Raw genomic sequence first — 24,493 nt, 5'->3', positions numbered from 1 at the left:
TCTCAAAATCGTGGACGCGTCCTTTTATACATGTGTATGGTCCCGATGTGCAGGGCTGAGGGCCCGCACCCCGCCGGAATCCCGCCAGCGACTCCGGCCATCAAAGGAGCGCGCATGCCCGACGGCGAGCACGGCGAGCACGGCGAGAACGACCAGCACGGCGGGCTCGACGGCCTCCGCCGTCAGGTCCAGTACCTGACCGACCGCACGGCGATCATCGACTGCATCGCCGACCACGCCCGTGGCTGCGACCGCCACGACCTCGACCTGATCGCGGGCACCTATCATCCGGACGGCGTCGACGAGCACGGCGCGAAGACCAACCCCGGGCCGGAGTACGGCGCCTGGGCGAACACCGTGCACGGGGCCACCTCACAGCAGCACCTGCACAACATCACGACCCACAGCTGCGAGATCGACGGAGACGTCGCGCACGCCGAAAGCTACGTGCTGGTCACCCTGCTCAGCCCCGACGGCCGGACCGCGACCCTGATCAACGGCCGCTACCTCGACCGCCTCGAACGACGCGACGGCATCTGGAAGATCAGCCTGCGGCGGTCGACCGTCGAGCTCATGCTCACGGCCGACGCCTCGGCGCTGCAGACGCCGGTGTTCCAACGGCAGGGCTACCTGAAGGGCACCCGGGACCAGCACGACCTGGCCTACCAGCGACCGCTCCGCCTCGACTCCCCCGCACCCGCGCGCTGGTAGCCGGCAGAAGCGGCGAGCGACGAAGCGACGAAGCGACAAGCCGGAAGGAGCCCTGAGAATGGCACGAGTCGAGCCCATCCCGCCCCGGCAGTGGCCGGCGCGGATGCGGGACGCGCTGGCCGCGATGACCCCGCCCGAGCCTCGCCACCCGGCCACCTACCGGGAGGGCCGCCCCAGGGCGCTCAACTCGCTGGGGACGTTCGCCCATCATCCGGAGCTCGCGCGGGCGCTGTTCACCCTCAACGGCCACGTCATGCGGGGCACCACCCTCACCGCGCGGCAGCGGCACCTGCTCATCATCAGGGTGGCGGCCGTCCGCGGGTGTGGCTATGTCTGGGCCCAGAACGTTCCCGTCGGCCTGGACGCCGGCCTCACCGAGGGTGAGATCGGCCGGATCGCCCTCGGGCCCGACGCCCCGTTCTGGGAGCCCCTCGACGCCGCGCTGCTGCGTGCCGTCGACGAACTGATCGCCGGCGGCACGATCACGGACCCGACCTGGGCGGCCCTCGCGGCCGAGCTCGACACGCAGCAGCTCCTGGACGTCGTTCTCACCGTCGGCGCCTACGAGATCTCCGCATTCATGACGGGAGCGCTGCAACTCGATTTCGACGACGACCTGAAACCGGCGTCCACCCCCGCAGCGACGTGAAAGCGAACGCCGTCGGGGCTAGCTGTCCAGCTGGCGGGGCTCGACTCGGTCGAGGTAACGCTCGACGAACTCGAGCGTCTCGGCATGGGACGTCGACATGCCCACCGACTGCTCGGTGATTATCGCCCGCGGGCTGCTGGTCACCAGGAAGACGAGCACCTCGGGCGGGATGTTCTCCAGCGGAACCGTGTAGTCGTTCGACGACCTGGCCAACGCCTCGAGCGTCAGCGCACGGACCWTCTCGCCGACCGCCGCCATCTCGGCCCTGATTATCTTGCGGTGGTTCGCCAGTGCCGTCAGCTCCGCGATCAGGGCTCCGGCCGTCCGGTTGTTCGAGAACTCCCAGAGCGCGCGTAGCGGCTGACCCGTCTGAAGCGCCTCGACCAGTGTGCTCAGGGTCTGCTCCGTCCGGCGCCGGACCAGGGCGAGAAAAAGATCATCCAGCGTCGGGAAGTAGTACTGGACGAGACCGGAGGTCACCCCGGCCCGGGCTGCCACGCCGCGGTAGGTGACCGCCGCGTACCCCTCGCCGAGCATGAGCCGCTCCGCACTGTCCAACAACGCCGCGCGCGTCTTCGACGTCTCCGTGCCAACCCGGCGAGGTGTCGTCATCTGTTGCCTTTCAGGACCGTCGCAACTGGTGGGGCGGCCGCAGGTACCACTCCGACCTCATCGAACCGTACGAAGCCGCCGCCCTGCGCGCAGGCGCCGCCCCGCGCAGCGCTTTCGTCAGATGCCGGCCGGGCCTGGGCCGCCGTGGACATAGCGGGTCTGGCCGGTCAGATAACCGGCCTCGTCGCTGCACAGGAACACGCAGACCGCGGCGATGTCATCACCCGTACCCAGCCGGCCGACCGGGACCATCCGCGCCAGCGTCTCGGCCTACCGCCGACCCGGCCTCGGCCAGAGGCGACGGCGGCTGCTCGCTAAGGTGTGGCGAGGAGCCAATGACGAGGATGAGAAGAAACCCTGACGGGCTGGCCGCCCCCGTTTCGGCGAGGTCAGCCCGCCCCGCGCACCGGCCTTTCGGCGCCGGTACGTACTTCGGCGGTACGTCCACGGTGAGCGTCGAACTCGCCGGCGCCACGGGCGCCGCGGGCGTTGCCGAGGGCGCGCCAGCCCACCCGACGGTGGCGGTGGAACTCGACCAGCTCGAGCACCACGACGACGGCGCGGGGCAGCGGCGTCCGGTGCTCGTCTGGCGGTTCGCCACTCCAGTGCGGATGATTTCCAGCGCGGTCCTCGGCGGCGGGCTCATCCACGGCGAGTGGATCATCAATGCCGAGGTGGCGCTGGACTACCGCCGTGACGACCCCGCCGTCCATCTCGGCGAGATCGCCACCAGGCTCGGCCTGCCGGCGGGGGCCGGCGCCGGGCTGATGACCGCCGCGGACACCCGGCAGATGAGCAGTGCCGGCGACGGCGGTGTCCGTTGCGACGCGACGGTCGGGCTTTCCTACCCGACGTGGGCCGCCGCACCGGACGGCCTGTCGCTGCCCGAAGCCAGATGGCGCCCCGGCACGGTCAACCTGGTCTGCATGCTGCCCGTACGACTGAGCGACGCCGCCCTGGTCAACGCCGTCATCACAGCCACCGAGGCCAAAACCCAGGCGCTGCTGGACGCCGGCATGCCCGGCACCGGCACCGCGTCGGACGCCGTCGTGGTGTGCTGCCCGGACGGGGCAGAAGGCGCGGAAGGCCCAGGWGACACGGATTCGAGCCAGCCGCGAGCCGTGTACTGCGGCCCGCGCTCCCAGTGGGGAGCACGGCTTGCCCGCGCCGTCCATGCCGCCGTCACCGACGGCACCGCACGCTACGCCGCCGCCGCCGCTGCCGCCACTGCCACTGCCACTGCCACTGCCACGAATGGCACCACCACCTGCGGTGAGCCTCTCCGGGAAACAATGGAAAGGCGGTAGCCCGGCCGTTCGGCGGAAATGCTGGTCAGCGACACCCGACGACGAGGCGTGAGCGTGCCGCACGTTCAACCCAGGGCAGCGCGCGCATATCCGCCTCGATGTAGCTGACATTCCGCGCGGCAGCGTCCAGTCGTGCGTGTGCGAGGAACAGCGCAGCGGTGTCCAGGCCGGTCGCCTGGCAGCCGCGGGCTGCCAGGCGGTTGGCGGTCCGGCCGTGCCCGCAGGCCAGGTCGAGCGTTTCCATCCCGGGCTCGAGTTCGAGCGGCTCCCAGATCAGCCGCGTCTCGGCATCGCTACGGGCTTCCGTGAGCTGCGAGGCATAGAAGTAGAGGTAGTCGCGGTCGAACAGGCCCCGGGCATCGAAGGTGTGCTCGAAACCGCCCGGAATCCTCTTCGCCGGCATACCTGCATCCTGCACCACTTACCTGTGACACGGCCGGCGCCTGCATGGATAACCGGGACGGGAACCGTCGCAACCCGGTGGGGCCGTTCGGAACCTGTCTCGCCGGTAGACGCTCTCGAATGATTGCGCCACCTCCGGCCACGGGCGCCGAGGCGGATTCGGCCACGCTTCCCACAGCCTTCACGACAGGGCGACAGTCGGGCCGCCGCGCAAATTCCTGGCCCGGTGACCAGCGTTGATGGCTTCCCAGGCACGCAGTCCGCCGCAAAGAACGTCGCAAATTGTTTCGCGAAAGCTCGACCCGGCAAGCTGTCATATCGGCGTCTCAACATGTCGGGACAAGCAGTCCAGAACGTTCGACCTGTCCTTTTCCTGCCGCACGACGTGCCAGCGAGGGGAAACATTCTCCGGAGGCTTGCATCGCCGAAAAGTGCCTGTACTGTGTCTTCCGGGAACTCCGGATCAGGGTGCGTATTTCGCAGTTGGCCAGACATCTTCATCGAACGTTGCGGGTGCCCGAATCCAGACGGCACCCGTCACCCTGCCGTAGCGAGACGGCCGAGTCGCACCACACTCCCTGTTTCCATCAGATATGTCCAGCGAAAAGACCTGGCCGAACCCGTGTTTTTCCGGGGAACGGATGATGATCTCAGTAAGGAGGACGGCTTTGTCGGCACAGGATGAGCCAGCGTTCAGGCGAGCGGTCATCGTCGCCGTGGACGTGATGGAGTACGGCCGGCGAGATGACGGCCAGCAGATGGACGCCCAGCGCGATCTGCTGACAGTTCTGCAGTGGGCATCCGACCAGGCCGGGGTGGCACGGGAACGCTGGGACCGCCATCCGTCCGGTGACGGGGAGCTCGCCGTCCTGCCGCCCGACGTGCCGGAGCAGCGTGTGGTCGGCCAGTTCGTCCACGAGCTGAGCCGGGCGCTGACGAGGCTGAACGAGAAGCACCCCGCCGGGCCCCGCCTGCGGCTCCGGCTCGCGATCCATCACGGCGTGGCCGCGTCGGCGAGCAACGGTGTCGCCGGCCAGGGACCGGTGGTGGTCAGCCGCCTCGTGGGCTCCGAAGAGCTCCGTGCGGCGCTGACTTCCTCAGGCGCGAACCTCGCCGTGGTCGTCTCGGGGCCGGTGTTCAACGACGTGATCGCCCAAGGCCACACGACGCTGCGACCGACGGACTTCCGCGAGGTCCGCGTCCGGGAGAAGGAGTACACCGGCCAGGCGTGGATCTGGGTGCCGGGCATCGACCCGGCCGTCCTGGATCCAGCTGCCGGTCAGAGCGACGAAGCCCAGGACGCCGCGCCCACGGCCGCAGGCCGGTCCAAGGACGGGCGACGGCGGCCCGCCACGGCTCGGCGCGCGGCCACCCCGACCATCCACAACGAATTCCACGGAACGGTGACCGCCGAGAATGCCACTTTCGGAATCCGGTACTGAGCCCGGCTCCGGCACCGCTCACAGTCCCGCGGAGCCACGGCCGGGGGCCGGCGGCCGCGCAGGCCCCGACCGCCCGACCTCTGAACGCCTGGCCTCTGACCGCGCCGCCACGGGCGAGCCGGAGGAGCAGAGCCCGGAGAGTGTCGACGAGGACGGCATCGGACACCACCGGCCGGCCGGTGAGCAGGCCGAGCCCGAGGCCGAGGCCAAAGCTGAGGCTGAGGCTGAGGCTGAGAGGAACACGTTCGCGCAGGCCTACCTGACGTTCAACGCGCCGGTCTACGCCCCGGGCAGCGGGTTCGGCTCCGCCTGGGCGGTGCCGGGCGCGGGCCGGCGCCGGGCCACCGGCCGACTCGACGACCAGGACGTTCGCGCGGCGCTGGACTTCTACGTCCGTCCCGCGCAGTACGCGACCGCGCTTGAGGCGCTGCTGGAGAACCACGTCCTGGTTCTGGAAGGTCAGGAGGGCACCGGACGGCGGGCCGCCGCCATAGCGCTGCTGCGGGAGGTCACTGACAGCCACATCGTCATGCTCCCGCCGGTGCTCACCCTGCAGGATCACGCCGAGCGGGACTACGAACGGGGCTATGCCTACCTGACGATCGACCACATCCGGGAACTCCGCGCGCACGGCGAGGACGTCGTCTGGCGGGCTGTTCGGGACCGGATCCGTGACGCGGGCGCATACCTGGTCATCACGGCCGAGGAGCGCACGGCGACCAGGACCGAAGCGGTTCGGCATGTGCGCTGGTCGCGGCCCTCCCTGAGCGCCGTGCTCCGCGCCCATCTCCCCGACCTGCCAGAAATCGATCTTGCTCAGCTCGTGGAGGTGATTCCACCCGAGTGGACCACGGCCAGCGTCGCCGACGTGGGGCGGCGCATCAGAGCCGGCGAAGGCATCGAATGTGCGTTCGACGTCTTCGACTCGACCGCCGCGTCCCAGGTAGGCGCATGGTTCGACCGGGGACGAACGCAGCGGGAGATCGTCGAGGTCACCGCGCTCTGCTTCACGGTCGGCCAGAGCCGGCGGTCGTTCGAGCGGCTGGTGGAGCGCCTCGACTCCCAGCTCACCCGCAGGCTCGCGCCGCCCGAGGACGCCGGCCCGCGAAACCTCCCGGCCGGCGGCCTTCCCGAGATCCGCGCGGCCTTCTCCGACCCCGGCGGGCTGATCGCGGTGCAGGCCCAGGAGTCCGGGGAGATCGCCCGGTATGCCGTCGCGTTCAGGTCGGCGGGCTACCGCCGGCGCGTGGTCGAGGAGCTGTCCCGCCGGCACGACTCGCGTTTCTGGGACGCGGTGCGCTCCTGGTTGGAGGAGGTGCTGGACGACTGCGACCCGCGCGAGGTGGCCGCCGGGCTCGCCCACCTCGCACGGACCGACACCGACGAGGTCGAGCACGAGTACCTGGAACGCTGGGCCGCGGGAGTGATCGGCCCGAAGGGGCAGCTCACGGCTTCCTTCACCTTGTGGGTCATGTGTTTCGGGGATGCCCTGTCCCGGTTCGCACTGCGGCGAGCGATCCGATGGACCAACGAGCCCGACGGTGAGCGGCGCCATACCGCGCTGCTGGCGTTCAGCGGCGAGCTCGGGCTGCGCTACCCCACGGAGGCGGTCCGCCGGTTCTGGCAACTGATTACCCAGGACCCCCGGCTGTCGACGCAGGCCCAGGCGGGCCTGGCGAACCTGTTCGCCGCGCTGACCCACGCCGAGGAGGACGCGACCGTCGTGCTCAGGACGCTCGGGCGTCACCTCGACCGGTTCACCCGGCGGGGCGTGGACGTCCGGCTCACCGACCTGACGATGGACACGACGCTCACCGTCCTCAGTTACCGGGATCCCGTCGACGGACGCCCGGCCATCAGTTCCTATCTGTCATCCCGCCCCGACCAGGCGAGCCTCGCCGCTCGCCTGTGGGGCGGTGTCATCCGCCATCACGGCTACCGGAGGAGAGGCATGGAGGCGCTCACGGCCGCCTTGGCGGCACTCGACAACATCGACGCCGGCACCGATATCGCGGCCGGCCTGGGCTCCGCGCTACAGCGGGATCTCACCGCCGCCGAGCTGCTGACCTTCCGTGCGGACCTGGTCGGCCTGGTCGGCGATGCTCGCGACGCGCGGACGAGATTCGTACGGATCCTCGTCGGAACGGACATCGTGTGATGAGCACCGGCTACCCCCTCGTCGAAGAACGAGCACTCGACCCGGCTCGGCGACGCGGACTGATCCACCGCCAGCGAACGAGGTCGGGTGAGGACCTGCCTCGGCCGTCCGCCCACCAGGTGCTGGTCTATCGGGTGGACGGCGAGTACGTGCCCGACCCGGCGAAACTGGGCCGCGACCACACGACGGTGGTCGACGCCAGCCACGTCAGTGTCGTCGACCTGCAGCACGATGCCCAGGTCACGGTGCGGCTCGCGATCCCCTCCGCGGAGGCGAGCGACTTCCCGGTGCTGGTCACGTTCGCGTGCACAGTCCACAACGCGGTCACCGTGGTCCGGGAGGGAATCCGCAGCGCCGCCGCGGCGCTCGAGACGTACCTGCGCGGCCACCGTCGCATCTTCGAGCTCGGTCTCAACGCCTCGGCATCACAGATCAACGAGGTGCGCAGGGACGTCAACGCCCAGATCAGGGCCTTCACCACCCTGCGGCCGCCAGTGATCCCGGGCCTCGCCGTGACGCTGGTGAGCGTCGAGGTACTCACTCCCGCGGAACTGGCGGAACTGGCGAGGAAACGACGTGACCTGCGGGACACGCACATGCTCGACGCGGACCAGCTGCAGCTCAACCAGTTGCTCGACCTCGAACGCGCCAGCGGGGAGAGCAGACTGCGCGGTCTGCGCCAGGAGCAGGAGCAGACCCTTGACGCGGCCAACGCACGTTTCCAGCACCTCTCGGTGATCGAGCAGCTCCGGCACCACAAGCAGGTGGCGGTTGAGCGCCAGCACGCCGAGCTGGGTCTGGACGAGGCCAGGCGCGACCATCTGCTCTCCGAGGTCCGGAGAACCGCGGAGGCCGTCGCGTCGGACTCCCGCACCGCCACGTTGCTCGCCCACCTCAACGGCGAGCTCAGCGCCGGCGAGTTCGCCGAGCGGCTTCGGCTGGAGGAGGCGCACCGGGAGGCGGTGGCACGCGAGGAGGCCGAGCGTTCCCGGGCCGAGCTGGAGATGCTGCGCCAGGAGCGGCGTGCCGAAGACGAGCGAGTTCGCCGGGAGAACGAGCAGCGGCGGCTGGAGCGACGCGACGACGCCCAGCTCGAGAGCCAGCTCGCCCGGGAGGACCGCCGCCGCGCCGAGGACTACGCGCGGGCAGACGCGAAACGCGCGATCGAGGTGAAACTGGAGATCCTGCGCGAGTTCGCCAAGCGGGGGCACTTCGACCTGGTGAACGTGAACCTCGACCGGCTGGTGGGCGAGCTGGTACCGAGCACCACCACTGCGCGGGCCGGCGACGACGAGCTGAGCCCGGCGCACGACCGGCTCTCCTTCGGCGACCCCGCCGCCCTCCGCGGCGCGGATGCGCCCGGTGGCGAGAGTCCCGACTTCGACGCCGATGTTCGGGAAGAAGACGGATGAGCCTCACCGATCAGCGCACCATCGTTCCGGACGACCTGAGCAGCCTGGACTCTCCGCCGTTCCGGCCCGCCGCGCCGGACGGCGGTGCCGGCAGGCGGCTGCGCGCTGTCATCGGAATCAGCGAGGACATCCTGGACTGGGTGCCGGAGGAGCGCCCGCGTTACGCCCGGCTCGGCGCGATCGTCATCAACACGGCCTCGCTGGCCGCGCTGTCGCTCGGGGTCGCCCTGGGGCGAACGCTCGGCGTCCCCCTGCCGGTGCTCGTCCCGGTGGGGTTGCTCTGGGGCTATGTGATCCTCAGCTTCGACAGCTGGCTCGTGGCGAGCACCCACGGGGTACTCGGCAGGAGCAGGCTGAAGGTGTTCGCCGGCAGGATCCTCATCTCGGTGCTGATGGGAACGGTCATCGCCGAGCCCCTCGTGCTCTGGGCCTTCAGCTCGGACATCCGCCAGGAGGTCCTGGACGGGCGCGATCAGGACCTGGCGGCGTACGAGAGCTCCCTGAAGAAGTGCAATCCCATCTCCGGGGAGATCGTGCGAAGCCCGGAGTGCGCCGATCTGCTGATCTCGGACGTACCCGGCTCACCCGCCGCGCTGCGCAACCAGCAGGTCGAGGACCGCAAGGTACGCGACAGACTCGAACCGCTGGTGGCCGAACGACGCCGCGTTCTGCACGAAAAGGAAACCTTCGCCGAGCAGGAGTGCAACGGCGCCTCGAACGCCTCCGGCACCCTCTCCGGGATTCCCGGAGAGGGTGAAAAATGCCGGACAGCCTGGCAGACCCGGAACCAATATCTCGACAGCAGTAAACTGCCGGAGTATGAAAAGAACCTCGCCCAGCTGAACGAGAAGATCAATAATGCACCCACTAAGATCCAGGAAGCAGAAACCGCCTACAACACCGCGCTGACCGGCGCCATCAAAACCAGGCGCGATCAGAAAGGGAAACACTACGGGCATATCGGCTTCCTCGAGGAGACCGACGCGCTCGCACGGCTGGCCGATCGCAGCCACGCGGTGCTCGCCGGGGAGTGGCTGCTGCGGATCCTGCTCGTGCTCGTCGACTGCCTGCCCACCCTGACGAAGCTGATGAGCGGCAGATCGAAGTACGACGAGCTGGTGTCCCGGCAGTCAGCAGAAGGCCAGCGGCTGTACGAGCGGTACCTCGCCCGCCGCGGCCGCCAGGCCCAGGCGGCCGACGAGGTCGGACTCCAGCGGATCGAGCACGACTTCCGCATCGCCTCCGAACGCATCACCGGCGCGGACCGAGCTGCCCGGGCGGATCGGGAGGCCGAGCTCGACCTCGAGATCGAGGAACTCGCCGCCCGCCTCCGCAATGCTGACAGCGTGGCGGCGTAGCGCTCGCCTACAGGGGGCGCCCCCTCACGGGCGGTGGTCGGCGAGCCAGGCGGCGACCCGGGCGCGGGTGGGGAGGCCGAGCTTGTTGAGGATCTGCTGGACGTGCGCCTCGGCGGTGCGGGGCGAGACCTTCAGGGTGTCCGCGATCTCCCGGTTGCTCAGGCCGCGGGCCAGCAGGTCGGCCACCTGGCGTTCCCGTGCTGTCAGCGGGGCGGTCACGGTCGGGGCACTGCCGCTGGTGACTGCTGGCACCGCGACGATGGGACTCCGCCCGCTGACGGCGTGGGCACAGGCCTCCTCCAGCTCCAGCACAGCGCCGCGGGCCCAGGCCGTTTCGAACGCCCGGCGGCCCAGCGCCTGCCGGGCGGTGGCTTCGGCCCGCTGGCGGCAGCGGAACAGCCCGGGCAGGGCGGTGGTCGACGTGCCCATCCGCTTCCACAGACTGTCCGCGGCGCCGAACAGCAGGGCGGCGGTGGCGTGCTCGTCGAGGCTGCTCTCGAACCAGGCCGCGGCCTCCAGCAGCAGGACGATGCCCAGCCTGTCGAGGCTGCCGTGCCCGTCGGCGAGCGTTGCTCGGGCGATCTCGCGGGCGCGCCGGGCGTCACCGGCCTTCCAGGTGGCGATCGAGTAGGCCCAGTCGGCGTACGAACGCAGCCGAGGTTCGTCCAGCGCGGCCGCGATGGTGGTCCATTCGCGGTGGTAGTCCTCCGCGTCGCCGGAGTCGGCACCGAACGCGACCGCGAGCATGAGCAGGGACAGCGTCTCCTGCAGATGGTCGAGCTCGCCGTCCCGGCGGAACTGCGCCAACGCGGGTTTCAGCGCCTCGATCGCCCCGGGCCGGCCGGCGTAGAGCGCGCCGAGCCCGTCGAGCTGGGTGATGAGCGCCTGGCCGCCGCCTTTGCCCTCGCGGGCGGACAGCCGCGCGGCGTCCAGCCGGAGCCGTTCGGCGGAGGTGATGTCACCGCGCATGGCGGCCAGCCAGCCCGCGGTGTGCAGGGCCTGCAGACGGCCCGGCCCCTCGCCCTCGGTCTGGTCGACGAACGTGGTCAGCCAGCGCTGGCCCTCGGCGAACCGGCCGTCGGCCACCCAGTAGCGGTGCAGCGAGGTGGCCAGCTCCAACCCGGCGTCGCCGTCACCCGCGGCGGCGCAGTAGCCGAGGGCCCGGTCGAGGTTCGCGTGGTCCCGACGTAATCGGCTCAGCCACCGCGACCACCCGGCGCCGGCACCTTCGTCCCTGGCCTGGCTCACGACGGCGGAGAACCAGTCCCGGTGCCGGCGCCGCAACGCCTCCGTCTCACCCTGCTCCGTGAGTCTGTCCTGCCCGTACTCCCGGTACATCTCCGGCAGCCGGAGGCGGCCGCGTTCCGGTCCCGGTTCGAACGTCAGGACGGATTTGTCGACCAGGGTGAAGACCAGTTCCAGCGGAGGTTCGCCGAGCCCGCCGGCTGCGACGACACCTGCGGCCGCGTCGAGGTCGAAGCCGCCGGCGAACACCGACAGGCGAGCCCACAACTGCCGCTCCGGCCCGGTGCACAGGTCGTAGCTCCAGCCGGCGCAGGCCTGCGGGGAGCTCTGCCGGACCGTGGTGACGCCCCGGCCGTCCTGGCGCAGGATCCTGGTACTGGTACCGGTACCGGTACCGGTACCGGTGGCGAGATGGGCGAGGATCTCCGCCGGCGACAGCGCCCGGGTTCGCATCGCGGCGAGCTCGATGGGCAGGGGCATGCCCTCCAGCCGGCGGCAGATCTCCCAGACCGCGGCCCGGTTGCCGTCGGTGAGCTCGAAATCGGACCGGACCGACTGGGCCCGCTCCAGGAACAGCATCATCGCGTCCCGCTCGGCGGCGCGGCCGGGCGCATGCTCCTGCGCGACGTCGAACGGTTTCACCAGGTAGGTGGCCTCGCCCGGGATCCGCAGGGACTCCCGGCTGGTCACGGCGAGACGCAGGTCGGGGCACCGGCCCATCAGCTCGTCAGCCAGGTGGGCGCAGGCCGCCACGAGATGTTCGCAGTTGTCCAGGACCAGCAGCAGCTGCCTGGACGCGAGGTGCTCGCTCAGCGCCTCCATGTCGGACGCACCGTCACGCGGCCGGCAGTCGAGCGCCGCCGCTACCGTGGGAACCAGCAGGTCGGGGTCGTGGAGCTCGCCGAGCTCCACGACATGGACACCGCCCGGGTACGTCCGCTGGGCCTTCGCCGCCGCGCGCAGGGCCAGCCGCGACTTGCCCACTCCGCCGGGGCCGGTGACCGTTACCAGCCGGTGCCGCCCGAGCAGGCGCCGAAGCTCCGTGAGCTCCGACCCCCGGCCCACGAAACTGGTGCGTTCCCCGGGCAGTGCGGGATTCAGCGGCCGTAGGGGCATGGGTCATCCTCGGGCCCGCCGGCAGAGGCGTCAACTCACCGCGAGCGAACTACCAATCAGCCGTACGGAGTCGTCCGTAGTTTCACGGAGGACTTCCGGCATCGCCCTCGGCATCCTGATCCCCACGCTCCGCACCGACGGGGAAAGAGCGACATCCGCCGGCGGGCGGGACCGCACGCAGCCTCGCCAGGGGCGACACGACCTCTCGCTCCCCCTTTTCCAGCACCCTCCAGGGAGGCAGTAAATGAAACTCGCCAAATTATCGCCCGGGCGGCGTCAGCGCAGGCGATTAGGGCTTGTCCTCGGCGCCCTGTGCACTCCGCTCCTGCTCGTGCTGAACAGCCAGAGCGCGACCGCCGCGATGCCCGCGGTCGTGCTGCCGGCGGACGAGGCGGCGCACCCGGACTCCTCCATGGAATGGTGGTACTTCACCGGGCACCTGCAGGGCATCGACATCTTCGGCAAGTATCACGAGTACGGGTTCGAGCACACGGTCATCCGGTCGGACGCACGGGGAACCGAGCCGGCGACCGCTGACTACAACGGCCAGTTCGCCATCACCGACCTCACCCGCAAGACGTTCAAGCAGGACATCACCACCGTGGTGACCCAGGCCGACGTCGTGCCGGCCGGTGGCGGCTACAACTACACCGTCGGCCTGCTGCACGCGGATGGCAAGAACGGCGTCAACCACGTGAGCGGCAAGTTCGCCGACAACAGCTACGCCATCGACCTCACGCTGAGCCAGTCGACGCCCAGTGCCCAGCACGGAACCGGTGGCGTGATCCCCTACGGCCCGTGGGGCGAGTCGGCCTACTACTCCCAGACGAACCTGAAGGCCTCGGGGACGGTCACCGACCACGGCATACCGGTGTTCATCACCGGCATCGGCTGGCAGGACCACCAGTGGGGTGACTTCAACAACGGTATCGGCAACTGGGACTGGTTCAGCATCCAGCTGACGAACAACACCCAGTACATGCTGTACTTCATCAAGGACATGTACGGCCAGCTCGTCCAGGTCGTCGGAACAAAGGTCAACGCCAACGGCTCGACCACGAACCTCGCGCCGACGGCGATCAGCGAGACCCCGCAGGGCAGCTGGACCAGCCCCGACACCGGGGCCGTCTACCCGGCGAAGTGGACGGTCAACGTTCCCGGCGGCACGCTGACGGTCACCCCCCGGCTCGCCGGCCAGGAACTGTTCATCCCGGGTATTCCGCAGTCGTCCTACTGGGARGGCGCGTCGACGGTCACCGGCACCATCAACGGCCAGTCCGTCAGCGGCAAGTCGTACGTGGAGCTCACACCGGTCCACATCATGCCGACCCCGTTCGCCTGACAGCCCCGTATCCACAACGGACCGCTGACGAACTGGACTGAACTGGGCTGAACCGAGCTGCCGGGGCGGGACGGAGAACGACGTCCCGCCCCGGCACCTGTCCGTCAGAGCTGGTCCCGTCAGAGCAGGTCAAGGGTGCCCAGCTCGCGGATCGCGGCGGCGCAGTTCGTCGCCATCGACAGGAACATCTGGTCCGAGCTCTCGGTCGGCGTCCCCGGCGCGTACACGCAGCCGATCATCGCCGTCATCGGTCCGTGCAGGGTGCCGAGGCGGTAGTCCTCGAAGCAGGCGCCGAGCGGGTAGTCCGTGACGCCGTGCTGCAGGAGCCGCTCGTGGTAGGCGGCCACCAGCGACGTCTCCTGTCGACGGCGCTGCGGGGCAGGGAGCGCCGTCGACAGGAAGTACGCGAGGTCGCGGCCGGGAAAGCCGGCCTCAAGGGTCTGCCAGTCGACGGTCACCACCTGACCGTCGGCCGTGAACAGGAGGTTGTCGAGGCGGTAGTCGCCGTGGATGAGCGACGTGCGGTGCCGGATCTGCCGGCCCCACCGCGCGATCTGGTCGGCGGTTCGGAGCAGGACGTCGGCGTCCGCCACCGAGAGGTCGGCACGGAAACGGGCGACGAAGGTGTCGGCCGCGCTGACGAGCACCTCCCGCATGGAGCGCAGCGCCGTCTCACTCGTCCGCCGCAGCCAGGTCGCCTGTTCGGTGAGGGTGTCGTCGTTCCAGAACGGCGCGTGCAGGCCGGCGAGGTTGCGCACGGCGGCGGTCGCCTGGTCGGTCGTGCACCCCTGGACCTGTCGTCCCGGGCTCGCGGGGTGGGCGTCCTCCAGGACGAGGGTGAAGCTGAGCCCGTCGTCGGCCAGACCCGCGTACCAGCAGCGCGGCACCCGGATCCGGGCCGACGGGGCGAACACGCGGTAGAAGCCGGTCTCCTGCCGATAGGCCGTGGCGATCAGCGTCCGGGTCCTGAGGTCACCGGCGGCCATCTTGATGACGACGGTGCTCGGGGCGCTCCCGTCCTGCCCGGGGCGGGCCTGCAGGTGGAAGCGGTAACTGGCGCCGAGCTGGCCGGTACCGATGGCCTCGTGACTGACAGCGACAATCTCGGCCTCGGTGCCGCCGGCGCGCAGCGCCGCGGTCAACCACTGCGGGGTCACCGCAGCCGGATCGTCGACGACCGGCACCTGGTCGCCGGCGCTCCGCCCGTGACTCGGCTCGTCCTGATTCGGCTCGTGATTCGTCGGCATGGCGGCTCAGGCCTCCGGGCGCGCCGGGGCGCCGTCGAACAGCTTCCGGAAGCCGCTGGGTGCGTGCGGACCGATGGCGAGCTGTTCCAGCACGCCCAGCCCGGTCCGGTCGCCCCACCTGGCCCGCATCACCTGCTGCACGTGGATGCAGTCGGGAGCGAGGGTGTCCAGCTCGGATTCCTTGTGCGTCTCCGCGCCGACGACCAGCTCACCGTGCCACCGGCCGTGCCCCCAGACCGGATGCAGGTAGCCGACTCCCTTCATGCGGAAGGTGCGCAGCGGTTCCAGCTCCACCGACTCACCCGGCCCGAGCAGCAGGGTGGCTCCTTCGGAACGGCGCAGGCCCGCGGCCCACCGCACGTCATGGCGCACCCCGCGCAGCCGTCGGATGCCGAGGTCCGCCTCCGGCCCGAAGACCGGATCGCCGGCACCGAGCACGGGCAGCACCGCCGCCGTCTCCGTCCAGGGCCGGCCGTTCTCGTCCTCCATCACCGTGTAGTGCAGGCACTCATCCGCAAAGTTGAGCGGGGCCCAGAGGAAGAACGTCTGGGGCTTCATGCGCCGCGGCGCGGCGGGAATGGGATCGCCCAGGCCCCGGACGCCCCACGAGCGGTCCTTCGTCCCGACGACGCCGACGACACCGTCCCCACCGGCACAGTCCCCGCCGATGCCGTCACCGTCTCCGCCGTCCCCGGCGGCGTCTGAGCCCGTCGCGGTCAGCTGGATGGACTGCCCGCCGACAGTGAGCTGCCCACTCCAGCTCACCATCTGGGTTGCGCGCGTGACGTCCATCAGCGGGTAGGTCCCGTCGTTACGGGTGGCCCTCGGCTCCTCGTAGGCGGCCGTGCGGGCGGTGGCGGTGAGGTCGGCGACCAGCCCGTGCTCCGGCGCGTCGACCCGGATGCGGCTGACCCGCATCGGCTCCACGATGTCCACGGCGATCGGGCCGACGCTGGTCCGGGTCCGGTCGAGCGGGACCCGCCCCGAGGCGAACACGGACCGCTGAACACCATCGCGGACGACGCTGAAAGCCGCATCGATGATCCCGCGGTTCGGGTAGAGCCCGAGCGCGACCGCGAAGAACATGTGCTCGTCGTAGCCGTTGAACCAGAAGCGGTCGTAGTGATCGGGATGCCCGCCACCGGCGTGCGCGACCGGGAGGGCGGTCTGGTGCACGGGGTAGTCGTCGAACGGCGTGAGCATGCGGGCAGATCCCTTCGGGAGGGGCGGCCCTTCGGGAGGGCGGCGCGGGCATGGTGTCGCGCCTGCTGGCAGGCAGCCCTCGTCTGGGCTGTGCAGGGCCAGCCACACGATGCACCGCAGCGCCGCCCCAAGTCCTCCGTGAAACTACGGAGCGCCCCTCCCACGGATTGGTAGCAGTACGAGCGGTGGACGAGGCCGTCACCGAGGATCGCGCGACAGCGGATGACGACATCGGACAGCGGATGACGACATCGGATACCGGTGCCGGTCGTGTCGCGGGCGACGAGACCCTGACAAGCCCGGTTCCCATCGGAGACGCTGGCCTCCGATGGGAACCGGATGGTCTGCCTGCGTGCGCGGGTCACGAAGGGACTGGCTGGCTGGTCACCAGCCCAGCGGCAGGACGGTCCAGTTACTGGTGGGGGTCAGGCCGCTGGGGGCGGTGGGCAGCTTCCGGTAGGAGAGCAGCGGCAGGTTCACCACCGACCGATGCTCGGCGGTCCGCTGGATCTGGTAGCCGCCACCGGTGAGGCTGGCCTGCTGCGCGGCGGTGTAGGCGCAGGGCTGCGGCATGCCGAGGAAGCCACCGCAGTCGTCGGAGCTGGCCTGGGTGCTCAGGACGAGCCGGAGAGAGTGCCCTGGCGCGACGCTCCACAGAGCCGGGTTGATCTTGATGTCGTACCGACCCACCTCCCCGGGCCGCACCGTCGTGTCCTCGGTGTACGGATGGACCGGAAGCGTCAGGTCGCCGTCGCTGTCCCGCCAGGAGGAGTCCTCGTCCAGTGCGCTCATGCTGCCCACCAGCGATCCGGAGGTGATCGTGGTGGCGGCACCGCCTGGTGCGACGTCCTCCAGGGTGGCGATCAGGCCGATGTTCGCGTTGGTCGAGCTGGCGTGGATGCTGGCGCTGACGGGACCGGCCAGGGTGGTGCCGGCGGCGAAGGCGGGGGTCGTGTAGGTCAGCGTGTTGCCTGCCTGGTCCGGCTGGCCCCAGGAGACGGTGTCCGTCCCGCCCGATCCGGACGGCCTCGGCGTGAACCCGGACCGCTCGTCGAGGTAGTAGGGGCTGTAGTCGGCGACGAGCGGGTAGCTGGTGGCGTTGACCCACCGGTCGCTGCCCTTCTCGTAGAGGTGCAGGGGCGTCCGGGTGGCTGCCATGCCGGTGTTCTGGCCTCGCAGCCAGGTGTCGTACCACTCGAGCTCGATGCTCTTGTCCAGCCCGCTGCCGTGGCCCCAGTTCCCGACGAGGAGCTGGTAACGGCCCGTGGTCGGCTGGCCGGGCTGCATCGACGCATCGGCCGGGCGGCCTTGCGCGGCGTTCTGCAGGGCGGTCCAGAACTCCAGGGCGCCGGTGCTCTCCGAGGCCTGCCAGCCGGTCCACAGCAGCGCCGGGATGCCGTTGCGGACGATCTGCTCAGCCATGTCGGCGGAGGTGGTGCGCTCCTGCCAGAAGGTCCCGTTGTAGGCACGCGGGCCGCTGGCGCTGATCTCGTCGACGAGGGCCTCGCCGAAGGCCGTGTTCTCGGGCAGGTGCTTGGAGCCGCTTATCCCGCCCAACGCGGAGTTGGCGAAGAGCGGGACCGTGGCGGAGGGCACCCCGCCGGCGAAGTAGATGTCGTAGCCGTTCGAGGCGCAGGCGGGAATGATCGCCTTCACCGGTGAGTTCGGGCCCACCGCAGCGGCGGTGAACAGCTGGTTGATACCCAGCTGGGAGCAGCCGTACAGGCCGATCGTTCCGTTCGAGCCGTCCAGGTCGTGGGCGGCCCAGTCGACCACCGCCACGCCGTCCTGGGCGATTCGCGGGCCGAAGAGCGGGTTGACCAAAGGGCCGTCGTCCGGCCCCTGAGAGTTGGTCGTGCCCCGCACGTCCGCCGAGACGAAGATGTAGCCCCGGCTCACGAAGAAGCTGTCCGGCTCCCCACCGAAGATGTAGGGATTCTGCTGAACGAGTACCGGGAACCGGCCCGGCAGGCGCTTTCCGGTCAGCGGGTTCGCCGGGTACCCGATGTCGGCGGTGAGGACGACACCGTCGTCCATCCGCAGCGGGACGTCGGAGACCACGGTCATTCCGTACTGGGCCGGCCCGGGCTGCCAGCGGCCACCAGGCCATGAGGTGGCCGCCTGTGCCGGTGCGGCGGCGACCAGGCCGACGAGTGTCGCCGCCGCGAACGTCACACCGGCGGCGAGAACGGCCAGCAGCGCACGTCGGTGCCGGCCCAGCTGGTGGTGCGGCCGAAGGTGGCGGTGGCGGTGGCAATGGCGCGCGGGCGGGTTCCGCCGCGTGGGCTTCGCCGAACAGACCTCGTCCGCGACCGGTAAAAAGCGTCTTCCGCTGGCATGGAACATGGTCTCCCCTTCTGCTTTTCGCCTGCCTTCAGCAAGGCGGATAGATGCACTGTGGGAGAAGCCGCCACCGGCCGCCAACGGCCGACAGGACGAATGTCGAAAGAAGGCGCGCGGCGATTTTCCATCTCGCCTGGCGGCGGTTAAGCCGTCGCTGCTCAACAGCGCAGCCGGGCGGGTCAAGGGATTCCCGAAGCCTGCCTGGGAAAGCGCTTCGTCTCAGGAGGCTCCGGGGCGGCGATGGCTACTCCCCGGTAATCCGTGAATGACTGTGAACAGAACGGTCCGCCCGCGGACGGAACCCGTGACCACAGAGTTCACCTGAGACAGATCAAACAACTTATCCAACCTCGATACAAGTCATCGGAAATGTCCAATCGACCTGGAGACAGCACCATCGGCCGCGACCGCGCCGCCATCGCGTCCGGGATCCCGACGCATTCATGAAACTGTTCCTATCCGCCGGCGGCGACCAGGCGGGCCGATATCCGCCTGCGCAGCTCCGCCTTGATGATCTTTGCGGTGGAGGTGCGCGGGAAGTCGTCGACGGTGTCGAGATACTCCGGCAGCTTCTGGCGACCCAGCCCGGCATCGAGAAGCAGCGCGCGGACGGCGTCGAGGTCGGGAGCGGGCGCCGCCGGCGTCATCCGCAGGACGGCGCCGACTTTCTCCCCGAAGCGGGCATCGGGAACCGAGATCACCGCGGCTTCGGCGAGGCCGGGGACAACCTGCAGGAGCAGTTCCTCGACCTCGGCGGCGCTGATGTTCTCGCCACCCCGGATGATGATGTCCTTCTTCCGGTCCGTGATGGTGAGACAGCCGGCGTCGTCGAGGACTCCGACGTCCTCGGTCCGGTACCAGCCCTCGGCGTCGAACGCGCGGGCGGTGATCTCGGTGTCGGTGTAGCCGACGCAGCAGTCCGGCCCGCGTGACCAGATCTCCCCGGGCGTGCCGGGCGGGACGGGCTGGCCGTCGTCGTCGAGCAGCCGGATCTCGACGCCGGGCATCGGCCGGCCGTCGGTGCGCAGCCGCGACCAGGCGTCATGCTCGTGCTTCGAACCGGTGACGGACGGATGCTCGGTCGCGCCGTAGCTGCGCAGCACGGAGATGCCCGCCGCCGTCGCCCGCTCCGCGACAGCCACCGGCACCGCGGAACCGCCCAGGCCGACGTACCGCATGAGGCTGAGGTGCTCGGGGGTCAGGTCGGGGTGGTCCAGCAGGCTGGTGAGGAAGAAGGTGGACCCGGACCCGGCCGACAGCCCCCAGGTGAGCATCGTGGACAGCACCCGGGCGGGATCCCAGACGTCGATCAGATGCACCGGCATGTCGTTCACAGCCGGCACGAGCAGCGCGCCGAGCATGCCCATGAAATGGCCGACGGGGGCGCCGACGAGGGACGGTAGTCCGCCGCCGGCGTTCATGTCGTCGAGCTGCACGATCTCGGCGCCGAGCGTGTTGTGGGAGTGCACGACCCCCTTCGGGTCCGAGGTCGTGCCCGAGGTGTAGGCGACGACCGCGGGCCCGTCCGGATCGGTGTCGACCGGGCCGGGCAGGGTGGGCCCCGTTTCGAGCCCCTCGAAGGGGATGGCACCCGCCGGCAACGCCCGACCGCCGGCACCGTCACCAGCACCGCCGCCCTCACCGCCCTGGCTGCTGCTGCCGACCACGGCGACCACCCGCAGCGATGGTGCGGCGTCGACCACGGCCGGGAGATCCGCCAGATAGTCCCGCCGGCCGAAGCGCGCGGCGGTGACGAACGCGACCACCTCGGTCCGGCGCAGGATGTACGACACCTCCTTGACGCCGTAGAAGTGCACGATCGGCACGACGACGGCGCCCAGGAACGAGGTGGCGTAGAAGGCGACGGCGRCCTCCGCCCAGTTGGGAAGCTGGAAGGCAACCGCGTCGCCCGGGCGGACTCCGCGCTGTGCCAACCCGCCGGCGACCGCCAAGGCTCGCTCCCTCAGCTCGCCGAAGGTCCCCTCCCAGGGCCGCTCCAGCGAATGGACGTGGAACCGCTGCTCGGGGTGGTTCCGCAGCGCCCTGTCGATCTTCACGCCGAGGGTGGTGTCGTCCCACAGGCCGGCTCGCCGCCATTCGGTGGTGACCTCGCTCGGCACGGGTCGGGTGGGCCACCGGTGCGCAGACATCTGATCTCCTCGGGTAACGGCGGCGCCGGGTGAGACGGCGCGGCGAAGCCTCGTCGGGGTGGACCGCGCCGCGAGGGTGCGCTGCGGTGTCCAGGAGGTGTGCTCGGCGGTGTCCGGCCGTGTCCGGCCGTGTCCAGCCGTGTCCGGCCGTGTCCAGCCGTGGTCGGGCGGCCCGGCGGCCGCGGGCGCAGGTGTGGACCAGGTGGCGCGAGCGTGGACCGGGCGGCCGGCGTTCGGCCGCCGGCGTTCGGCCGACAGCTGCACGGCCGACAGCTACGGGGTGGTGTTCTGCTGTTCCTCGGCCGGATGGCCACCGGTTTCCAGGCCGGCCGAGGCCCCCGGTGCGACGGTGAGGGCGGTCAGCCGGGGGTTGTCCGCCCGGCTGATCCCGCCCAGGCAGAACTCCCAGAGATAGTCACCGATGTCCTGCGGCGACCAGCGCCCATGGGCGAACGCATAGTGGTGGAACACGGACATGACGACCCGGGCGACCATCTCCGCGTCCCGGCCCACATCGCTCGGCGGCAGCAGGCCGGCGTCCTGGGCCGCCCGCAGCTCCCGTTCGATCAGGTCGGTGAAGGGCTGGTCGGCGTCCGCTATCTCCTTCGGGAAGCGCTCGCGCAGCCGCCAGTGCTCGGAGGTGACGAACCGGGACCAGCCGATGTCCTCGAACAGGCCGTCCACCGTGGTCGTCAGGTAGTAACGCAGCCGCGACAGCGGATCGGGAATGGCCCGCGCGGCCTCCTCGAACCGCAGGGCGCTCTCCGCCACGACGTCCTCGATGACGGCGAGAAGCAGCTGGTCCTTTCCCGTGAAGTGCCGGTAGAACGTCTGCATCGCGACGCCGGCCTCCTTCACGAGCTCCTGGGTCGTGAAGGAGGATCCCTTGACGGCGATCAGGCGGCGCGCGGCGTCCACGATGCCCCGCGTCTGCTGGATGCTGCGGGAGCGGGAGCGATGCACCACCGGCGACCGGTCGGCGGCACGTTCAGCCCAGCCCATGGGAGGAACAGTACCCGCGCTCAGACCGGTGACAGGACCACCACCGGAATGGGCCGCTCGGTACGCGCCTGATAGGCGTCGTAGTTCGGCCACACCTTCGTCACGATCTCCCACAGCCGTGGTTTCTCCGCGTCGGAGGCCGTCGCCGCGCGGACCGTGAAGCGCTCCGCCCGCACCTGGATCTCCGCCGCCGGGTTCGCGAKCAGGTTCCGGTACCACTGGGGATGCTCCGGCGCTCCGCCCATGGAGGCCACGACCAGGTAGTCGTCCCCGTCCCGGGCGAAGATCAGCGCATTGGTGCGCGGCTGGCCGCTGCTCCGCCCGGTGGTGGTGAGCAGCAGGGTGTGCACTCCGTTCCACTCGTAGCCGACCTCGCCGCCGGTCTCCCGGTAGCGCCGGACGTGCTCGGCGCCGACAAGAGCGAGGTCGGGCGCCTGGTAGCCCGGTGAACTCATGGTGTCGCCTCTCGGGTAGGGAATAGGTGAGTTCCGGCGGATCAGCCGAACCGCGGTCGTCAGCCGAACAGCACGGGGATCTCGGTGGCGCCGCGCTCGTACATCCCGATCAGCCGCGGCGGCGCCGCGTCCGGGTCGAGCCGCAGGTTCGGCAGCCGGTCCAGCAGGGCGCCGATGCCGACCGCCATCTCGGCGCGGGCGACATGCATGCCCAGGCAGATGTGCGGGCCGCCGCCGAAGCCGAGTGAGCGCTTCATCGGCCGGTGCAGGTCGAACTCGTCGGGGCGATCCCACCGGGCCGGATCCCGGTTCGCCGCTCCGATGCACAGGTGCAGCACCGACCCCTTGGGCAGATGCACACCGTGGAAGTCGACGTCCTCGGTGACCCACCGGGAGAACATCGGGTCGGTGGGCGTCCAGCGCACGGCTTCCTCGATCGCCGGCCGCAGCAGCGAGCGATCCTCCCGGACGGCGGCCAGGACCTCGGGGCGGGTCAGCAGGGCGGTCAGCGTGATGCCCATCTGCTTCCAGGTCGTCCCGGAACCCGCGAGCAGCAGCAGGACGGCGAACGTGTAGATCTCGGCGTCGGTCAGCTGGTGCCGGACGCCGTCGGAGTCGCTGACCTCCGCCTCGACGAGGATGCTGATCAGGTCGTCCTGCGGCTGTTCGCGCCGGGCGGCGACGATCGGCGCGAGGTGCTGGATCACCTTCGCCGGCTGCTGCAGCGCCTCGCGGATGTCCAGCGCCTCCTCGACCGGGACGCCGAAGCTGCTGGTGATCGTCAGCACCGGGATGGCCGCGCAGAAGTCGACGTTGAGCTCGGCCCGGCCGTCGTCGACGAAGCTGTCGATCAGCAGCTGCACCGTCTCCTCGATGTACCGGCTGATCCACCACTTGGCCTTCGCCGGCACGAACGACGGCTGGACGAGGGCGCGGTAGCGGCGGTGCCGGTTCCCGCCCATCGTCAGCAGGCTGGCGCCGACCCCGACGTCGCCCTCCAGGCCGAGGCTCGTCGACGAGGAGAACAGCTCCTCGTTGCGATAGGCCTCGTCGCAGACGGCGAAGCTGAACGTCGAGAAGTGCGGGCGGTCCGGCTCCGGCAGACCGTGGAAGCTGGCCTGGCCCTGGTAGCCGGTCAGCTCGTGGACGGTGCCCTGGTGCACCGGCGCCTGCTCGCGCAGCCGCCGCCACGCCGGGTACGGGTCGTCGGTGAAGTCGCCGCCGGCGATCGCGTTGTAGCTGCTGCGCAGGTCGAACAGCCGGCGGACCCGGTCGCGGTCGAGAAGGTGGGTCGTTGTCATCGGTCCGTCACCTGGCCACGTATCCGCCGTCGATGGGCAGCAGCACACCGGTGATGTTGGCGGCGCGGTCCGAGGCGAGGAAGACCGCGGCCTCGGCACAGTCCTCGGCGGTGATCGGGCGGCCGAGCGGGTGCGAGGCGCCGACCTGCCGGGACGTCGCCTCCAGCAGCTCCGGGCTGGACGGCAGGCCACCGGCGGCCATGAAGTTCGTCGCCGGCATACCCGCCGGGCAGATGGCGTTGGCGCGGATGCCGTCCGGTGCGCCTTCGATGGCGACGGCGCGGGTCAGCTGGTGCACCCCGGCCTTGGTCGCGCCGTAGACGGAGCCACCCCAGGAGACGAGACCGGCGACCGAGCCGGTGTTGACGATGACCCCGCCGTCGCCCTGCTCGCGGAACCTCAGCACGGCCTGCCGGGAGCCGAGGAACACCCCGCGCAGGTTGACCGAAACCAGTCGGTCGAAGTCGGCGACCGTGTGGTCGGTGAACCCGGCGCCGAGCCGTGGCGTCGGGATCCCCGCGTTGTTGAACATGACGTCGAGCCGGCCGAAGCTTTCCACGGCGGCCGCGACCGCCGCCGCCACGTCGTCCTCCTGGGAGACGTCGCAGGCCACGGCCACGGCGGTGCCGCCGGCGGCCTCGATCAGCCCGACCGTCTCCTTCGCCGAGCCGAGGTCGATGTCGGCGCACACGACCCGGGCGCCCTCCTCGGCGAAGCGCAGCGCGGACGCCCGCCCGACACCTGAGCCGGCGCCGGTGACGATCGCGCTCCTGCCATCGAGCAGTGCGGTGGAGCTCATGCTTGTTCCCTCTCTAACGGGGAGTCGTCAGCCGGGGCCGGGGCCAGCGCCAGTGCGCCGGTGGGGCAGGCGTCCACCGCGTTCTCCACGGTCTCGGGAGAGTCGCCGATCGGCTCGACGAGTACGACCTTGGCCGTGTCGTCGTGCTCGAAGGTCGCGGGCGCGTACATCACGCACATCCCGCTGCCGATGCACCGCCCCCGGTCGATCGCGACCGTGACCGCGCCGGTCTGGGCCAC

The 24,493-nt window shown here is 70.3% G+C and carries 21 protein-coding genes and 1 pseudogene; 9 read left to right on the top strand and 13 right to left on the bottom strand.

The window, feature by feature from the left end:
* Positions 1-114: 114 nt before the first annotated feature.
* Together CcI49_RS09485 and CcI49_RS09480 are read left to right on the top strand one after the other, a co-directional pair.
* Positions 115-711 carry a nuclear transport factor 2 family protein gene (locus CcI49_RS09485; RefSeq protein ID WP_076825752.1) on the top strand — a complete coding sequence of 199 codons (597 nt, stop codon included), beginning with the start codon at positions 115-117 and terminating at the stop codon, positions 709-711.
* A gap of 58 nt (positions 712-769) precedes the next feature.
* The gene (locus tag CcI49_RS09480; RefSeq protein WP_076825750.1) at positions 770-1,360 is read left to right on the top strand and encodes a carboxymuconolactone decarboxylase family protein; all 591 of its coding nucleotides are present in this window, start codon (positions 770-772) and stop codon (positions 1,358-1,360) included.
* 18 nt (positions 1,361-1,378) lie between these two features.
* Here CcI49_RS09480 and CcI49_RS09475 read toward each other — a convergent pair whose 3' ends face one another.
* On the bottom strand, positions 1,379-1,972 hold the full coding sequence (locus CcI49_RS09475; protein ID WP_076825747.1) for a TetR/AcrR family transcriptional regulator: 594 nt from the start codon (positions 1,970-1,972) through the stop codon (positions 1,379-1,381).
* Between the two features lie 117 nt (positions 1,973-2,089).
* Positions 2,090-2,239, bottom strand: a pseudogene (locus CcI49_RS09470) (SDR family oxidoreductase); the annotation flags it as partial.
* 257 nt (positions 2,240-2,496) lie between these two features.
* On the opposite strand from CcI49_RS09470, the gene CcI49_RS09465 reads away from it, so the two are divergent.
* A complete protein-coding gene (locus CcI49_RS09465; protein WP_347280111.1) occupies positions 2,497-3,279 on the top strand; it encodes an adenosylcobinamide amidohydrolase in 783 nt (260 codons plus the stop codon).
* A gap of 25 nt (positions 3,280-3,304) precedes the next feature.
* On the opposite strand, the gene CcI49_RS09460 is transcribed toward CcI49_RS09465, so the two are convergent.
* Entirely contained in the window at positions 3,305-3,682 is a 378-nt protein-coding gene (locus tag CcI49_RS09460; RefSeq protein WP_076825745.1) for a class I SAM-dependent methyltransferase, read from the bottom strand.
* Positions 3,683-4,349: 667 nt separating this feature from the next.
* Here CcI49_RS09460 and CcI49_RS09455 point away from each other — a divergent pair.
* From CcI49_RS09455 to CcI49_RS09440, 4 genes are read left to right on the top strand one after another with little or no spacing between them, the layout of a single operon-like run.
* Positions 4,350-5,123: a hypothetical protein gene (locus CcI49_RS09455; protein WP_083749400.1), complete on the top strand. Its 774-nt coding sequence runs from the start codon at positions 4,350-4,352 to the stop codon at positions 5,121-5,123.
* Positions 5,098-7,281: a hypothetical protein gene (locus tag CcI49_RS09450; RefSeq protein ID WP_076825743.1), complete on the top strand. Its 2,184-nt coding sequence runs from the start codon at positions 5,098-5,100 to the stop codon at positions 7,279-7,281. Before CcI49_RS09455 ends, CcI49_RS09450 begins: the two co-directional genes overlap by 26 nt.
* Positions 7,281-8,693: a hypothetical protein gene (locus CcI49_RS09445; RefSeq protein WP_076825741.1), complete on the top strand. Its 1,413-nt coding sequence runs from the start codon at positions 7,281-7,283 to the stop codon at positions 8,691-8,693. Before CcI49_RS09450 ends, CcI49_RS09445 begins: the two co-directional genes overlap by 1 nt.
* Positions 8,690-10,051 carry a DUF4407 domain-containing protein gene (locus CcI49_RS09440; RefSeq protein ID WP_083749399.1) on the top strand — a complete coding sequence of 454 codons (1,362 nt, stop codon included), beginning with the start codon at positions 8,690-8,692 and terminating at the stop codon, positions 10,049-10,051. The genes CcI49_RS09445 and CcI49_RS09440 overlap by 4 nt, the downstream gene beginning before the upstream one ends.
* A 24-nt stretch (positions 10,052-10,075) precedes the next feature.
* Here the strand turns inward: CcI49_RS09440 and CcI49_RS09435 are convergent, their stop codons facing one another.
* Positions 10,076-12,412: a LuxR C-terminal-related transcriptional regulator gene (locus tag CcI49_RS09435; protein ID WP_076825739.1), complete on the bottom strand. Its 2,337-nt coding sequence runs from the start codon at positions 12,410-12,412 to the stop codon at positions 10,076-10,078.
* A gap of 244 nt (positions 12,413-12,656) precedes the next feature.
* On the opposite strand from CcI49_RS09435, the gene CcI49_RS09430 reads away from it, so the two are divergent.
* Positions 12,657-13,754 carry a lipocalin family protein gene (locus tag CcI49_RS09430; RefSeq protein ID WP_083749398.1) on the top strand — a complete coding sequence of 366 codons (1,098 nt, stop codon included), beginning with the start codon at positions 12,657-12,659 and terminating at the stop codon, positions 13,752-13,754.
* Positions 13,755-13,873: 119 nt separating this feature from the next.
* Here the strand turns inward: CcI49_RS09430 and CcI49_RS09425 are convergent, their stop codons facing one another.
* The 3 genes from CcI49_RS09425 to CcI49_RS09415 form a co-directional block, all read right to left on the bottom strand.
* Positions 13,874-15,001: a phosphotransferase gene (locus CcI49_RS09425; protein ID WP_076825737.1), complete on the bottom strand. Its 1,128-nt coding sequence runs from the start codon at positions 14,999-15,001 to the stop codon at positions 13,874-13,876.
* A gap of 6 nt (positions 15,002-15,007) precedes the next feature.
* Positions 15,008-16,204: a hypothetical protein gene (locus CcI49_RS09420; protein WP_076825735.1), complete on the bottom strand. Its 1,197-nt coding sequence runs from the start codon at positions 16,202-16,204 to the stop codon at positions 15,008-15,010.
* 384 nt (positions 16,205-16,588) lie between these two features.
* Positions 16,589-18,379: a CocE/NonD family hydrolase gene (locus tag CcI49_RS09415; protein WP_076825733.1), complete on the bottom strand. Its 1,791-nt coding sequence runs from the start codon at positions 18,377-18,379 to the stop codon at positions 16,589-16,591.
* Between the two features lie 106 nt (positions 18,380-18,485).
* On the opposite strand from CcI49_RS09415, the gene CcI49_RS42000 reads away from it, so the two are divergent.
* Positions 18,486-18,812, top strand: coding sequence for a hypothetical protein (locus CcI49_RS42000; protein ID WP_158230734.1), 327 nt, complete (start codon positions 18,486-18,488; stop codon positions 18,810-18,812).
* Between the two features lie 190 nt (positions 18,813-19,002).
* Here the strand turns inward: CcI49_RS42000 and CcI49_RS09410 are convergent, their stop codons facing one another.
* From CcI49_RS09410 to CcI49_RS09385, 6 genes are all read right to left on the bottom strand, one after another.
* Entirely contained in the window at positions 19,003-20,697 is a 1,695-nt protein-coding gene (locus CcI49_RS09410; RefSeq protein ID WP_076825944.1) for an AMP-binding protein, read from the bottom strand.
* Between the two features lie 273 nt (positions 20,698-20,970).
* Positions 20,971-21,699 (bottom strand): TetR/AcrR family transcriptional regulator, encoded by a 729-nt coding sequence (locus CcI49_RS09405; protein WP_054570769.1) that lies wholly within the window; start codon positions 21,697-21,699, stop codon positions 20,971-20,973.
* A gap of 20 nt (positions 21,700-21,719) precedes the next feature.
* Positions 21,720-22,154: a nitroreductase family deazaflavin-dependent oxidoreductase gene (locus tag CcI49_RS09400; protein ID WP_076825730.1), complete on the bottom strand. Its 435-nt coding sequence runs from the start codon at positions 22,152-22,154 to the stop codon at positions 21,720-21,722.
* A 59-nt stretch (positions 22,155-22,213) separates the two neighbouring features.
* Complete coding sequence (locus CcI49_RS09395; protein WP_076825728.1) at positions 22,214-23,455, bottom strand: cytochrome P450; 1,242 nt, start codon at positions 23,453-23,455, stop codon at positions 22,214-22,216.
* 7 nt (positions 23,456-23,462) lie between these two features.
* Positions 23,463-24,254, bottom strand: a complete 792-nt coding sequence (locus CcI49_RS09390) for a glucose 1-dehydrogenase (RefSeq protein ID WP_076825725.1) — start codon at positions 24,252-24,254, stop codon at positions 23,463-23,465.
* A complete protein-coding gene (locus CcI49_RS09385) occupies positions 24,251-24,493 on the bottom strand; it encodes a ferredoxin (RefSeq protein WP_235498407.1) in 243 nt (80 codons plus the stop codon). The genes CcI49_RS09390 and CcI49_RS09385 overlap by 4 nt, the downstream gene beginning before the upstream one ends.

Source organism: Frankia sp. CcI49, from assembly GCF_001983215.1.
Taxonomy (GTDB): Bacteria; Actinomycetota; Actinomycetes; order Frankiales; family Frankiaceae; genus Parafrankia; species Parafrankia irregularis.
The sequence above is the reverse complement of the archived record's forward strand: the minus strand, read 5'-3'. Positions and strand labels throughout refer to the sequence as shown.